Annotated in this window: 12 protein-coding genes; 9 read left to right on the forward strand and 3 right to left on the reverse strand. The window is 72.9% G+C overall.

Going from position 1 to position 14,451, the window contains the following annotated elements; all coding sequences use genetic code 11:
- Nucleotides 1–82 precede the first annotated feature (82 nt).
- The 6 genes from AC07F0_RS19020 to argF all read left to right on the forward strand — a co-directional run bounded on the left by AC07F0_RS19020 (nt 83) and on the right by argF (nt 7,035).
- A complete protein-coding gene (locus AC07F0_RS19020; protein WP_478980231.1) occupies nt 83–1,258 on the forward strand; it encodes a hypothetical protein in 1,176 nt (391 codons plus the stop codon).
- A complete protein-coding gene (locus AC07F0_RS19025; protein WP_478980232.1) occupies nt 1,255–2,382 on the forward strand; it encodes an effector-associated domain 2-containing protein in 1,128 nt (375 codons plus the stop codon). The genes AC07F0_RS19020 and AC07F0_RS19025 overlap by 4 nt, the downstream gene beginning before the upstream one ends.
- Nucleotides 2,383–2,484: 102 nt before the next feature.
- Entirely contained in the window at nt 2,485–2,721 is a 237-nt protein-coding gene (locus AC07F0_RS19030) for a hypothetical protein (RefSeq protein WP_478980233.1), read from the forward strand.
- 169 nt (nt 2,722–2,890) lie between these two features.
- On the forward strand, nt 2,891–4,585 hold the full coding sequence (locus tag AC07F0_RS19035; RefSeq protein WP_478980235.1) for an HEXXH motif domain-containing protein: 1,695 nt from the start codon (nt 2,891–2,893) through the stop codon (nt 4,583–4,585).
- A 127-nt stretch (nt 4,586–4,712) separates the two neighbouring features.
- On the forward strand, nt 4,713–5,936 hold the full coding sequence (locus tag AC07F0_RS19040) for an arginine deiminase (RefSeq protein ID WP_478980236.1): 1,224 nt from the start codon (nt 4,713–4,715) through the stop codon (nt 5,934–5,936).
- Nucleotides 5,937–6,027: 91 nt separating this feature from the next.
- A complete protein-coding gene (gene argF, locus AC07F0_RS19045; RefSeq protein WP_478980238.1) occupies nt 6,028–7,035 on the forward strand; it encodes an ornithine carbamoyltransferase in 1,008 nt (335 codons plus the stop codon).
- Nucleotides 7,036–7,041: 6 nt separating this feature from the next.
- On the opposite strand, the gene AC07F0_RS19050 is transcribed toward argF, so the two are convergent.
- Nucleotides 7,042–7,509, reverse strand: coding sequence for an ATP-binding protein (locus AC07F0_RS19050; RefSeq protein ID WP_478980240.1), 468 nt, complete (start codon nt 7,507–7,509; stop codon nt 7,042–7,044).
- 307 nt (nt 7,510–7,816) lie between these two features.
- On the opposite strand from AC07F0_RS19050, the gene AC07F0_RS19055 reads away from it, so the two are divergent.
- Together AC07F0_RS19055 and AC07F0_RS19060 are read left to right on the forward strand one after the other, a co-directional pair.
- On the forward strand, nt 7,817–8,644 hold the full coding sequence (locus AC07F0_RS19055; protein WP_478980242.1) for an enoyl-CoA hydratase family protein: 828 nt from the start codon (nt 7,817–7,819) through the stop codon (nt 8,642–8,644).
- The gene (locus AC07F0_RS19060) at nt 8,629–11,064 is read left to right on the forward strand and encodes a bifunctional salicylyl-CoA 5-hydroxylase/oxidoreductase (protein ID WP_478980244.1); all 2,436 of its coding nucleotides are present in this window, start codon (nt 8,629–8,631) and stop codon (nt 11,062–11,064) included. Before AC07F0_RS19055 ends, AC07F0_RS19060 begins: the two co-directional genes overlap by 16 nt.
- Here AC07F0_RS19060 and AC07F0_RS19065 read toward each other — a convergent pair.
- The gene (locus AC07F0_RS19065; RefSeq protein WP_478980246.1) at nt 11,048–11,875 is read right to left on the reverse strand and encodes a PaaX family transcriptional regulator; all 828 of its coding nucleotides are present in this window, start codon (nt 11,873–11,875) and stop codon (nt 11,048–11,050) included. The genes AC07F0_RS19060 and AC07F0_RS19065 overlap by 17 nt on opposite strands.
- Nucleotides 11,876–11,890: 15 nt before the next feature.
- Nucleotides 11,891–13,516, reverse strand: a complete 1,626-nt coding sequence (locus AC07F0_RS19070; RefSeq protein ID WP_478980248.1) for an AMP-binding protein — start codon at nt 13,514–13,516, stop codon at nt 11,891–11,893.
- Between the two features lie 128 nt (nt 13,517–13,644).
- On the opposite strand from AC07F0_RS19070, the gene AC07F0_RS19075 reads away from it, so the two are divergent.
- On the forward strand, nt 13,645–14,451 hold an 807-nt coding region (locus AC07F0_RS19075), incomplete at its 3' end, for an acyl-CoA dehydrogenase family protein (protein WP_478980249.1).

Raw genomic sequence — 14,451 nt, forward strand, 5'->3', positions numbered from 1 at the left:
CGCGTCCCGTTTGCCTAAACCCCAACTTGCTTGCGATACTGAGGAGTTGACACCACGAAGGTGTTCGTGTCACGGGGGGCGCATGACGGAGGTCGTCTTCGTTCACGGAACCGGGGTGCGTGAACCGGCCTTCTCCGCCTTGGTGGGGCGTGTGACGACCGGACTGGCCGCACAGCGCGCCGGGCTGGACATCGTGCCCTACTGCTGGGGAGCGGCACACGGTGCCACGCTCGCGGCCGGCGGGGCGAGTCTGCCGCCCCGGTCCGGCACCACACGCGGTCCTGGCGGGGGACCGGCGAGCGTGGACCAGGGCGACGAGACGACCGCGGCATGGGCCGTCCTCTACGACGACCCGTACGCCGAACTGGCCTCGGCTGCCGCCGCATCCGGCCCGGCCACCGAACGCCCGCCCGGCACCGTGCCGTCGCAGCAGCGCATACGGGCGCTGCTCACCGCACTCGCCGCCCGAGGCGACGCACCAGGAGCCGAGGTGGGCCCCGGGCTGGCCCGCGCCGCCACCGACCTGGCCGCCCACCCCCTGCTTGGCCCCGCCGCCGACGTCCTCGACCCGGCGGACCTCGCGGTCCTCGCTGCCCGTTCCCTGACCGCCCGCCTCATCGCCGACGTTCTCGACGCCGACTCCCCGCTCGTCCCCGTCGGCGAGACGCGGAACACCGTCACCGACCGGATCGCCGAGGCCCTCGGCGCACCGCCCCGGGGTTCGGAGCGGGGACTGCGCTCCTACCTGCTGCGGTCGGCCGGAGCCATGGCCACGCGGGCCGTCGAACGCCGCCGGCGTGCCCTCACCGAGGCCGCCCACCCCGCCGCCGGTGACATCCTGCGCTACCTGAGCCGCGGTGCGGCCTTCCGGGACGGCCTGCGCACCCTCGTCGCCGGCCTGGAGCCGCCCGTCGCCGTGGTCGGCCACAGCCTCGGCGGCATCATCGCCCTCGACACGCTGATCTCCGCCCCGCTGCCGCAGGTCGGCCTTCTGGTGACGGCGGGCTCACAAGGCCCTTTCCTTTACGAGTCGGGCTCCCTGCCCTCCCTCGAACACCCCGCGCCCCTGCCGTCGCACGTCCCCGCCTGGCTGAACCTCTACGACCCGCGCGATCTGCTCGCCTATCTCGGCGCGGAACTCTTCCCCGGCCGTGTCACCGATATCGCCGTCGACAGCGGTCAGCCGTTCCCCGCCGCGCACAGCGCCTACTGGACGAACCCCGCCGTGTACCGCCACATAGTGGACCACCTGCCGTGACCGGCCCGATGCCGCCCGTCGACCCCGCCCGAGTGCACGCCCTGATCGTCGGGATCGAGGCGTACGAGGCCGGGGACGCCTGGCGGCTGCCCGGGCCCGCCCGGGACGCCGTACGGTTCTGGCGACTGCTGCAGGACGCGGGGGTGCCGGAGTCCCAACTGCGGCTCCACTTGGCCCCCTTGCCGCCCTATGATCCGCACGTCCCGTTCGAGCGCGCGGACCAGGCGACCCTGCGCCGGGTGCTCGTCCGCGAACTCTCCCCGGCCCAGGGCGACATGCTGTGGGTGTGGTGGGGCGGGCACGGGGTGCTGGACCGGGCCGGGCGGCTCCGGCTGTTCTGCGCGGACGCGGGTGTCGCCGACAAGGTGGGCATCGACCTGGAATCCGCGCTCGCCCGGTACGCGGGTGACGCCGTGCCCGGGCTGCGAGAGCAGATGTGGATCGTGGACGCCTGCGAGACCTTCGAGGAGGACCTCGCCTTCCAGGAGGCGCTGCCCACCGACGCCCTGCCGGTGGGCCGGCCCAACCACGCTCACCGGCAGACCGTGCTGCGAGCCGCCGGCCGAGGCAGGGCCGCGGCCAACGACCCCGTCCGTGCCACCGGCCTGTTCTCCGACGTCCTGCTCGGTCTGCTGGCCGACCGGGCGGCCGTGCTGCCCGCACCGCCCGATCCGGAGGAACTGTTTCCGGCCGTTCGGGCGCGCATCGCGGCCCTGAGGGAAGAGGGCCGTACTCTTCAGCATCCCGAGATCCGTCTCCAGGGCCCCGACCGCACCGAGACCCTGCCGCCGGCCGTGCCGCCCGCCGCGCCGCGGTCCCTCACGGCGTTGCAGCGGGCGGTGGAGGCTCTGCTCGCCTACCCCCTGATGCAGGACTCCGGCGAACGGCAGACGGTCGTGAGCGCACTAGACCCCCGTGTCACCGCCATACTGCGCCGTCACAGCAAGGCGCGCACCGACGCCGTCAACATCCTCGGCGGGCTCAGCCGGCGGAACCCGGAGGTACTGTGGGACCTGTTCGACGCCGTGGTGTCCGTCGACGACGACCCGGCACTGAAGACGGAACTCGCCGCCGCGCTGGCCGCGTTGGCGCCCCTGGCGACGGACCGGCGTGATCCGCGGTGATCAGTGGCGTGATCGTACGGTTTTCGCCCCGGGGGTATTGCACGTGGCCATGATGGAAAGACACGGGGCATCGCGTGCCACCGTGCGAGAAGGGGGAGCATCTTGGAGCAGCCGCCCGCTCTGCACCGCGCCGGAGCCGCCACCGCACCTGAACCGGTCGTCGCCACCCCGGGGACCGGTGTGTGGGAATCCGATCTGGCGGACCTCGCGGCGCTGCCCCTGAGTGCCGTGGACGGTCTCCCCGCCCTGCCCCCCACCACACGCCTGCTGACCGAGGTGCTGCGCGCCCGCAGCAGCATGAGGAGCGGCGAGGGGCCGGGGGGCGCCCGAGCCGATTAGGGCCTGTTGCGAAAGTGCCGCCTGCCGCGCGGCCGCCCTGCGGGCGACGACGCCGCTTTCGCAACAGGCCCCAGCCGCCGACGCCGTCCCGACGGCAGAACCCCGGTGCCACACCCGCCCACGCACCGGGGTCCGCGCATGTCCCCCAAGCGACCGGAGGCCCGCGACGATGACCAGCGAGCAGCACCTCGCTCCACTGCGCATGCCGGACCGGCTCTTCGCGGAGCTGGCCGCCGGAGGCGGCTCGGCGGCGGCCGTCGCCTTTCTCGAACGGGCGGAGCGCGCCCGGCGGTTGCTGCTCCTGCGCACCCTCCTCGACGACCTCCGCGCCCTGCCCACCCCCCTCACTCCGGTCGCCGATGCCTGGCGGGTGCTCAAGGAGGCGGCCGAGAAGTCGCCCGAGCCGGTCGAACGCCTGCTGCTGGCGCCGGCGACCGGCGGCTGGATGTCCCACATGCTGCGCCGGGTGCACGGCACGGCGAGCGGTCCGCCCCTCTGGGCGGAGACGGGCCACCTGAGCGCGCTGGCCCTCTCGGCCTCCTTGCACGCGGGCACACAGACGGCACTCGACGTACCGCTGATCAGCGGGCGGCTGCCCCTGCCCGGTCTCGGCATGGTCCAGCTCCCCGACGCCGAGGAGGGCCTGTCGGTCGGCCGGGCCACGACGGCCGGGGGAGAGCTGACGGTCACCGGGCCGGGCCGCACGACCGGCTCGGTGCGGGTGACCTGCCGTCCGTTGACACAGCGTGCCGACGCCGGAGGGGGCACCTGGCTCCCGCTGCGCACCCTCACCCACACCGGCCCCGGCGGCGGGGCCCCCGTCACCGTCGTCCTCGAGGACCTCGACCCCTACCGCGATCTCGACGACCACCTGCCCCCCGCCCGGCTCGACGAGGACGAGGCACGGGAATGGCAGCGGCTGTTCGGGGAGGCCGTGCGGATCCTCGCACGCCCGGGCACACCGGGCCCCGGGCGGGTCGACCCCGCCATGATCCGGGCGATCGTGCCCTTCGGGCGCACCGCCGCCAGCCCGCCCCCGCCCCCCTTCGTGCAGGTGTCGGCCTCCAGCGGTGACTCCTTCGGCGGCATGCTCATCGTCCGTCCGGCCTCCGCGCTCGCCCTCGCCGAGACTCTGGTGCACGAGCTCCAGCACAGCAAACTGGCTGCCCTCCTGCACCTGTTCCCGCTGCTGGAGGACGACCGGGCCGAGCGCTACTACGCTCCCTGGCGCACCGACCCGCGCCACCTCACCGGCCTGCTGCACGGCGCGTACGCCTTCACCGGTGTCGCGGGTTTCTGGCGGGACCGGCTGGCCGGTGCGGAGGGAGACGAGGCGGTCGAACGGGCCGCCTACTTCTTCGCCCTGCGTCGTCTGCAGAGCCGCCTGGCCGTGCGTACCCTGCTGACCAGCGGCCGGCTGACCGTGCAGGGCCGGGCCCTCGTGTCGGGCCTCGCCCGCACCCTGGACGGCTGGCTGCGCGAGCCGGTCCCGCACGCCGCCCTCACCCGGGCCCGTACGGCCGCCGCGCTGCACCGCACCGAGTGGCGGTTGCGCAACGTCGACCCCGCGGTGGAGCCACCGTCGGACGGCCCCCGCTTCCGCCCCGACCGCGCCTCCTGGCCCGACGTCCGCACCCACGCCTTCGCCAACCGCCCCGCCGCCCCGCACACCGCCGACGAGCACCTCGCGGCCGGGGACGCGGCCGCCGCGCTCGCCCGGTACGCCGGACAGCTGGCCGCCGACCCCGCCGGGCCGCATGCCCTGGCCGGCTGGATCGTCGCCCGGGCCGTGCTCGATCCGGGCCGGGAGACGCGGCGCATGCTGGCCCGGCCGGAGCTGCTCCAGCCGCTGCCCAGCGGCTGACCGGGGACGTCCCGGCCCGGGCCGATGGTCGTCAGACGGACGATTGTCGTCAGGCAGACGCAAACAAGAGTTCGCCGAAACGCGCGAGCAGCGCGTCAACAGGCGCTCCGATGGTCAGGATGGAGGCATGGCTTACCACGTCCACTCCGAGGCCGGGCGGCTGCGCCGCGTCATCCTGCACCGGCCCGATCTCGAGCTCAAAAGGCTCACCCCCAGCAACAAGACCTCGCTGCTCTTCGACGACGTGCTGTGGGTGCGCAGGGCCCGCGCCGAGCACGACGGGTTCGCCGACGTGCTGCGCGACCGGGGCGTCACCGTCCACCTCTTCGGTGACCTGCTGGCCGAGGCCCTTCAGGTCCCGGCGGCCAGGGCCCTCGTCCTGGACCGGGTCTTCGACGAGAAGGAGTACGGCCCGCTGGCCACCGACCACCTGAGAGCCGCCTTCGAGCACCTGCCCGCGGGGGAGCTGGCCGAGCTCCTGGTCGGGGGCATGACCAAGCGCGAGTTCCTCGACGTGCACCCGGAGCCGACCTCCGTGCGCTTCCACGTCATGGAACTGGACGACTTCCTGCTGGACCCCCTGCCCAACCACCTCTTCACCCGCGACACCTCCGCGTGGATCTACGACGGCGTCTCCATCAACGCGATGCGCTGGCCCGCCCGGCAGCGCGAGACCGTGCACTTCGAGGCGATCTACCGGCACCACCCGCTGTTCCGCGACGAGACCTTCCACGTCTGGTCCGAGGGACAGGCCGACTACCCGTCCACCATCGAGGGCGGGGACGTCCTGGTCATCGGCAACGGGGCGGTGCTCATTGGGATGAGCGAGCGCACCACGCCCCAGGCCGTCGAGATGCTCGCGCACAAGCTGTTCGCCGCCGGATCCGCGGAGACGATCGTGGCTCTCGACATGCCCAAGCGGCGTGCCTTCATGCACCTCGACACCGTGATGACGATGGTGGACGGCGACACCTTCACCCAGTACGCGGGGCTCGGCATGCTCCGCTCGTACACCATCGAACCGGGCGTCGGGGAGAAGGAGCTGAAGGTCACCGACCATCCGCCGGAGCACATGCACCGCGCGATCGCCGCCGCGCTGGGCCTGAACGAGATCCGGGTGCTGACCGCCACCCAGGACGTGCACGCGGCCGAACGCGAGCAGTGGGACGACGGCTGCAACGTCCTGGCCGTCGAACCCGGCGTCGTGGTCGCCTACGAGCGGAACGCCACCACCAACACCCACCTGCGCAAACAGGGCATCGAAGTGATAGAGATCCCGGGCAGTGAGCTGGGGCGGGGCAGGGGCGGGCCGCGGTGCATGAGCTGCCCGGTCGAACGGGAGGCCGTATAGGCACCCACCCTTCCGTATAGGCATGCTGGGTTTCGTATAGTATTCCAGTAGTCCTGCCCGTCCCCGTCCCGCCGTATCCCTGGAGCTCCCCATGGCGACAGTCCCGACCGCCCTCGCCGGCCGCCACTTCATCAAGGAGCTGGACTTCACCGAGGAGGAGTTCCGCTCCCTGGTCGAGCTGGCCGCCGAGCTGAAGGCCGCCAAGAAGGCCGGGACCGAGACGCAGTACCTCCGGGGCCGGAACATCGCGCTGATCTTCGAGAAGACCTCCACCCGCACCCGCTGCGCCTTCGAGGTGGCGGCCGCCGACCAGGGCGCCTCGACGACGTACCTCGACCCGTCCGGCTCGCAGATCGGCCACAAGGAGTCGGTGCGGGACACCGCGCGGGTGCTGGGCCGGATGTACGACGGGATCGAGTACCGGGGCGACAGCCAGCAGAAGGTGGAGGAGCTGGCGGCGCACGCCGGTGTGCCGGTCTACAACGGGCTCACCGACGACTGGCACCCCACCCAGATGCTCGCCGACGTGCTCACCATGACCGAGCACTGCGCCAAGCCGCTGACCGGGATCACCTTCGCCTACCTGGGCGACGCCCGCTTCAACATGGGCAACTCCTACCTGGTCACCGGTGCCCTGCTCGGCATGGACGTGCGTCTCGTCGCCCCGAAGGAGTACTGGCCGGCCGAGGAGGTCGTCGACCGGGCCCGTGCGCTCGCCGAGACCAGCGGCGCCCGCATCACTCTCACCGAGACCGTGGACGAGGGTGTCCGGGGCGCCGACTTCGTCGCCACCGACGTCTGGGTCTCCATGGGCGAGCCGAAGGAGGTCTGGGCCGAGCGCATCACCGCACTCGCCCCGTACGCCGTGACCATGGACGTCCTGCGCGCCACCGGCAACCCGGACGTGAAGTTCCTGCACTGCCTGCCCGCCTTCCACGACCTCGGCAGCAAGGTCGGCCAGGAGGTCCACGCGGCCCATGGCCTGGAGTACCTGGAGGTGTCGGACGAGGTCTTCGAGTCGGCGCACTCCGTGGTCTTCGACGAGGCGGAGAACCGGCTGCACACCATCAAGGCAGTGCTGGTCGCGACGCTCGGCTGAACCGCGTCACGCCGACGGGCGCCGCTGCGCCGGGACCGCCGGCAGCCTGAACCACACCGCCTTGCCGGACTCGGTCGGACGGTGCCCGCACGACGAGCTCAGGGCGCGGATCAGTAGCAGGCCGCGCCCGTGCTCCTGCCAGGGGTCGGGCATCCCACCGGACGGGCACGTCAGATCGCCGGGCGGCTTCGGGTCGGTGTCGTGCACCTCCACCTGGCACCCCGACGGCATCAGCTCCACCACCAGCTCGATCGGCGTCTCGCCGGAGGTGTGCTCCACGGCGTTCGCCACCAGCTCCGCCGTGAGCAGCTCCGCGGTGTCGCGGTCGGCCGCGTGCTCCAGCTCGGTCAGCGCCGTACGGACCAGGGCGCGGGCCGTGGGCACCGCCGCTGCGGTGTGCGGCAGCGCGACGCGCCAGGAGGCGGGGGCTGAGGGGAGTTCGTACAAGGCGGGTCCGTTCATGGAGCAGGACATCCTGCTTTCAACCTGATGAATGGTACGGGGCCACTCTTGCGTGGCATCCGAGGGGCACTGCCGGGGCCCTGCGGCCCCCTTGCCGCACGGCTTACCCAGGTGAACGGGGTGCCGCGCACAGCTGCTCCCGCCGTTACGCCGGTGTGGACGATCTGTGACGGATGTGACCTGCCCGGGTCACACCCGGCTCCCCAGGAAGTCCTACCCGGACGGTCTATCGCGCACTCATGACGACAGTCACCAATGAGTGATAACTTCATGGGGTAGAGCTCAGTGAGGCAGTGCCCGCCCGAGGAGGCCGCACGTCATGAGTCCCTTCACCGGCTCCGCCGCCCGCACCCCGAGCTGGGAGCACCTGCGCGTCGGCCTCACCGACGGTGTCGCCACCGTCACCCTGGCCCGCCCCGAGAAGCTCAACGCGCTCACCTTCGGTGCCTACGCCGATCTGCGCGACCTGCTCGCGGAGCTGTCCCGGGAGCGGTCCGTACGGGCCCTGGTGCTGGCCGGCGAGGGCCGCGGCTTCTGCTCCGGCGGCGACGTCGACGAGATCATCGGCGCCACGCTGTCCATGGACACCGCCCAGCTCCTCGACTTCAACCGGATGACCGGCCAGGTGGTCCGCGCCCTTCGGGAGTGCCCCTTCCCCGTGATCGCGGCGGTCCAGGGCGTGGCGGCCGGCGCCGGAGCGGTTCTGGCCCTGGCCGCCGACTTCCGCGTGGCCGACCCGACGGCCCGCTTCGCCTTCCTCTTCACCCGCGTCGGCCTCTCCGGCGGCGACATGGGCGCGGCCTACCTCCTGCCCAGGGTCGTGGGCCTCGGCCACGCCACCCGCCTGTTGATGCTGGGCGACCCGGTCCGCGCCCCCGAGGCGGAGCGCATCGGCCTGATCAGCGAACTGACGGAGGAGGGCCGGACCGACGAGGCAGCGCACCGACTGGCCCACCGCCTGGCACAGGGCCCGGCCCTGGCCCACGCCCAGACGAAGGCCTTGCTGACGTCCGAACTGGACATGCCCCTGGCAGCCTCGGTGGAACTCGACGCCTCCACCCAAGCCCTCCTGATGACAGGCGAGGACTACGCAGAGTTCCACGCCGCGTTCACGGAAAAGCGCCCTCCCAAATGGAGCGGACGGTGAGTGAGTCGCCTTCAGGGGCGCGGGGCTGTGTCGATATGCGGCTCCGCCGCGGGGCGCGACCAGCCACGAACAACCCGCACCCGCACACCGAGCCCGATCACCCCCTACGCGTGGCGATCATCGGCGGAGGCCCGGGCGGCCTCTACGCCGCCGCCCTCCTCAAACGCCTCGACCCCACCCGCGACATCACCGTCTGGGAACGAAACGCCCCCGACGACACCTTCGGCTTCGGAGTCGTCCTCTCCGACGAAACCCTCGGCGGCATAGAACACGCGGACCCCCACGTCTACGAGGCCCTCCAGAGGCACTTCATCCGCTGGGACGACATCGACATCGTCCACCGGGGTGTACGGCACACCTCGGGCGGCCACGGGTTCGCCGCACTCGGCAGAAAACGCCTCCTGGAGATCCTCCACACCCGCTGCCGCGAACTCGGCGTGGACCTCCGCTTCCGCACCGAGGCCCCGCACGACCTCCCGCGGACCCACGACCTGGTCATCGCCGCGGACGGCATCCACAGCAGCACCCGTGAGGCCCACGCGGACGTCTTCCGCCCCCACGTCACCACCCACCGCTGCCGCTACATCTGGCTCGCCGCCGACTTCCCCTTCGACTCCTTCCGCTTCGAGATCGCCGAAACCGAGCACGGCGTGATGCAGCTCCACGGCTACCCCTATGCCCGCCCGTCACCCGACCACCACCCCTCAACGGGCCCCTCCGGGCCGCGGAATCAATCCGGCGCCTCCACCGTGATCATCGAGATGCGCGAAGAGGTCTGGCACGCGGCCGGCTTCGACGAGCTCGGCGAAGCCGAGTCGATCGAACGCTGCGCCAAGATCTTCGCGGAGGCACTCCGCGGCCGCCCCCTGACGTCGAACAACTCCACCTGGACGACCTTCCGCACGGTCGTCAACGATCGCTGGTCGCACGGCAACGTCGTGCTCCTCGGCGACGCCGCCCACACCGCCCACTTCTCCATCGGCTCCGGTACCAAGCTCGCCGTCGAGGACGCCCTGGCCCTCGCCGCCTGCCTGGAGGAACAGGACACCCTGGACGAGGCCCTGACCGCGTACGAGGCGGAGCGGCGGCCCGTCGTCGCCTCCACGCAGCGCGCGGCCCGGGCCAGCCTGGAGTGGTTCGAGAACCTAGCCCTGTACCTGGACCAGCCGCCCCGCCAGTTCGCCTTCAACCTGCTCACCCGCAGCCGCCGCGTCACCCACGACAACCTGCGGCTGCGCGATGCGCGCTTCACGGAGGCGGTGGAGCGGGAGTTCGGCTGCCCGCCCGGCACGCCCCCGATGTTCACGCCGTTCCGGCTGCGCGGCCTGACCCTGCGCAACCGCGTCGTCGTCTCGCCCATGGACATGTACTCGGCGGTCGACGGCGTCCCCGGCGACTTCCACCTCGTCCATCTGGGCGCGCGGGCGATGGGCGGGGCCGGGCTGGTGATGACCGAGATGGTGTGCGTCAGCGAGCAGGGGCGGATCACGCCCGGCTGCGCCGGCCTCTACACCGGCCGGCAGGCCGAGGCCTGGCGGCGGATCACGAACTTCGTGCACGAGCGGGCGCCCGGCACGGCGATCGGCGTGCAGCTCGGCCACAGCGGCCGCAAGGGCTCCACGAAGCTGATGTGGGAGGGCATGGACGAGCCGCTGGAAGAGGGCAACTGGCCGCTCGTGGCCGCCTCCGCGCTCCCGTACAAGCCGTTCAGCCAGACTCCGCGCGAGCTGTCCCGCGCCCAGCTCACCGACATCCGCGAGCAGTTCGCGGCCGCCGCCTGCCGCGCCGCCCGGGCCGGGTTCGACCTGCTCGAACTGCACTGCGCCCACGGCTATCTGCTCTCCGGCTTCCTCTCCCCGCTGACCAACCGCCGCACCGACGCCTACGGCGGCCCGCTGGAGAAGCGGCTCCGTTTCCCGCTGGAGGTGTTCGACGCCGTGCGGAACGCCTGGCCGGGGGAGCGGCCCATGACCGTCCGGATCTCCGCCACCGACTGGGCCGAGGGCGGGACCACGGCCGAGGACGCCGTCGAGATCGCCCGGGCGTTCGCCGAGCACGGCGCCGACGCGATCGACGTGTCGACGGGGCAGGTCGTGGCGGACGAACGGCCCGAGTACGGGCGGTCGTACCAGACCCCGTTCGCCGACCGGATCCGGGGCGCCACCGGCATCCCGGTGATCGCGGTCGGTGCGATCTCCTCCTGGGACGACGTCAACTCCCTGATTCTCGCGGGCCGTACGGACCTGTGCGCCCTGGCCCGCCCGCACCTCTACGACCCGCACTGGACGCTGCACGCGGCGGCCGAACAGGGCTACACGGGCCCCGGCGCCGTCTGGCCGGCACCGTACCGCGCGGGCAGCCGCCGCCCCCAGACGGGCCGTACGGACGCGCCCAAGCCGCGCCTCACTCTGGGGCGCTGAGCGGCCCCACGAACGCGGCGCCCGCGTCCCGCAGCCGCTCGTGCAGGCCCTGGAACACCGCCGCCGAGCGGGTGCCCGGCCAGTCTCCCGGGAGCAGTTCGGACGGCAGGCCCGGGTCGACGTAGGGGAGGTGACGCCAGGAGTCCAGGGCGAGGAGGTAGTCGCGGTAGGCCTCCTCCGGCGGGGTGTCCTCGCGCTTCTCCCAGTCTTGCAGCACGCGCGCGTGGCGGTCGAGGAACGCCTCGTGCTCCTTGGCGATGGCGGCCAGGTCCCACCAGCGGGCGACGGCCTCCGCGGTCGGGGCGAAGCCGAGGTGGTCGCCGCGGAAGAAGTCGACGTACGCGTCCAGCCGCAGCCGCTGGAGCGTGTGCCGGGTCTCCTCGTACAGCCGCGCGGGCGCGATCCACACGCCCGGCGCGGCCGTGCCGAAACCGAGACCGGCCAGCCGGGAGCGCAGCACGTGCCGCTTCTGCCGCTCCGACTCCGGCACGGAGAACACGGCGAGCACCCAGCCCCCGTCCTCGGGCGGCGCCGTGGCGTAGATGCGCCGGTCGCCGTCGTCGAGCAACTGGCGGGCGCCCGGGGACAGTTCGTACCCGGCCGCGCCCTGGGCGGTGCGGGCGGGCACGAGCAGTCCGCGTCTCTTCAGCCGCGACACCGAGGAGCGTACGGACGGGGCGTCGACCCCGACCGCGGCGAGCAGCCGGATCAGCTCGGCGACGGGCACGGGACCCGTCGCGAAGCGGCCGTACGCGCCGTAGAGCGTGACGATGAGAGACCGTGGTGCATGCTGGTCGGACACATTGATCATCTTAGGTCGTTCGGGTCACTCCCGGTCGTCTTCGGTGCCGCCGTCCGGGAGGAGCTCTCCCGTGCGCAGCCTGAACCGCTGCAGCTTGCCGGTGGCCGTGCGCGGCAGCGCGTCCAGGAAGACGATCTGGCGCGGGCACTTGTACGGCGCCAGCTCGCTCTTCACGAAGGCGCGCAGCGCCCCGGCGTCCCGGTCCGCGCCCTCCTTGAGGACGGCGAAGGCCACCACGACCTGCCCGCGGGCCTCGTCGGGCCGTCCCACGACCGCCGCCTCCACCACGTCCGGGTGCCGCAGCAGCGCGTCCTCGACCTCCGGTCCGGCGATGTTGTACCCGGCCGAGATGATCATGTCGTCGGCGCGGGCGACATACCGGAAGTAGCCGTCGGCTTCGCGGACGTAGGTGTCACCGGTGACGTTCCAGCCGCCGCGTACGTACTCCCGTTGCCGCGGGTCGGCGAGGTAGCGGCAGCCGACCGGTCCGCGCACCGCGAGCAGCCCCGGCTGGCCGTCGGGCACCGGCTCACCGTGCTCGTCCTGCACGCGCGCCTGCCAGCCCGGCACGGGCACGCCCGTCGTGCCGGGCCGGATCCGTTCGTCGGCGGCGGAGATGAAGATGTGCAGCAGTTCGGTGGCGCCGATGCCGTTGATCAGACGCAGGCCGGTGCGTTCGTGCCAGGCCTCCCAGGTGGCCGCCGGCAGGTTCTCGCCCGCCGAGACGCAGCGGCGCAGGGACGAGACGTCGTACCCGTCGAGCTCGTCGAGCATCGCGCGGTACGCCGTGGGGGCCGTGAACAGCACGGACGCCCGGTGCCGGGCGATGGCCGGCAGCAACTGCCTCGGACCGGCCTGTTCGAGCAGCAGGGCACTCGCCCCGGCCCGCAGCGGGAAGACCACCAGCCCGCCGAGGCCGAAGGTGAAGCCGAGCGGGGGGCTGCCCGTGAACACGTCGTCGGCGCGCGGGCGCAGCACGTGCCGGGAGAAGGTGTCGGCGATGGCCAGGACGTCCCGGTGGACGTGCATGCATCCCTTGGGGCGGCCGGTGGTGCCGGAGGTGAACGCGATGAGCGCGACGTCGTCGGCCGCCGTGTCGACGGCCTCGTACGGTGTGCCGGGCGCCGGGCGGTTGAGCAGGTCGTCCGGGGCGTCACCGCCGTAGGCCGTGATCCGCAGGTCCGGGATCTCGGCCTTGGCGAGGTCGTCGACGGCCCGGATGTCGCACAGCGCGTGCCGGACCCGGGCGATCTCGCACATCGTGCTCAGCTCGTGCGGACGCTGCTGGGCGAGCACGGTGACCGCGACGGCCCCCGCCTTCAGCACGGCCAGCCAGCAGGCCGCGAGCCACGGAGTGGTGGGACCGCGCAGCAGTACGCGGTTGCCGGGGACGACGCCGAGTTCGCCGGTGAGCAGGTGTGCGATGCGGTCGACGCGGGCGCGCAGACCGGCGTACGTCCACGCCTCTCCGGCCGGGGTGAGGAACGCCGGGCGGTCGCCGGGCGGGCCGCTGAGCAGTTCGGCGGCGCAGTTGAGCCGTTCGGGGTAGCGCAGCTCCGGCAGGTCGAAACGGAGCTCGGGCCGTTGGTCCGGGGGTGGCAGATGGTCACGGGCGAAGGTGTCGACGTGGGCCGTACCCCGTGGATTCATACGATTCGCCCCCTTGGCGTGGTGGGCTCGCCCCAGGAGCGTATCGTGTTGGTGACGACAGTCAACGGTCCGCGATAGCCTCGGAGTGGCCCGGCCGGGAGGCAGGGGTGGCGGAGAAGGGACCGGCGATGACCGCATTCTCGCTCGAACCGGCACAACTCGCCTGGTGCGCCGAGCTGCGCGCCCTCGCCGCGGAGCGGCTCCGCCCGCTGGCCGAGAAGGGCGAACCGGGCCGGGTGAACCGGGCCCTGCTCGCCGAACTCGGCGGCCTCGGACTGCTCGGCCGCCTCTTCACCTCCGGCGCGCTCGACCTGTGCCTGATGCGCGAGTCCCTCGCCTACGCCTGCACGGAAGCCGAAACCGCCCTGGCCCTCCAGGGCCTGGGCGCCCACCCGGTCCACGCCCACGGCACGCCGACCCAACGCGCCCGCTGGCTCCCTCGCGTTGCTGACGGCAGCGCGGTGGCGGCGTTCGCGCTGAGCGAGCCGGGGGCGGGGTCGGACGCGGCGGCGCTGGGCTTGCGCGCGGAGCGGGATGGCTCGCTGGGGGTGGCGTCCGGCGGTTCACCGGGCATGGCGTCCGGCGGCGGTTCACCGGGGGTGGCGTCCGGCGGTGGCTCACCGGGGGTGGCGTCCGGCGGTGGCTCACGGGGAGCGGCGTCCGGTGCCGGCTCACTGGGCCGTCCGGCCTCCGGCGGTGGTGCCGGCGCGGAGGCCGACGGCGGTTTCGCGGGCGGGGCGGCATCCGGACGTGCGGTGGCCTCCGGCGGTGGTGCTGGGGCGGCGGCTGAGGGCGGTTTCGCGGGCGGGGCGGCATCCGGACGTGCGGTGGCCTCCGGTGGTGGTGCTGGGGCGGCGGCTGAGGGCGGTTTCGCGGGCGGGGCGGCATCCGGACGTGCGGTGGCCTCCGGTGGTGGTGCTGGGGCGGCGGCTGAG

The organism is Streptomyces sp. NPDC045955, assembly GCF_056430805.1.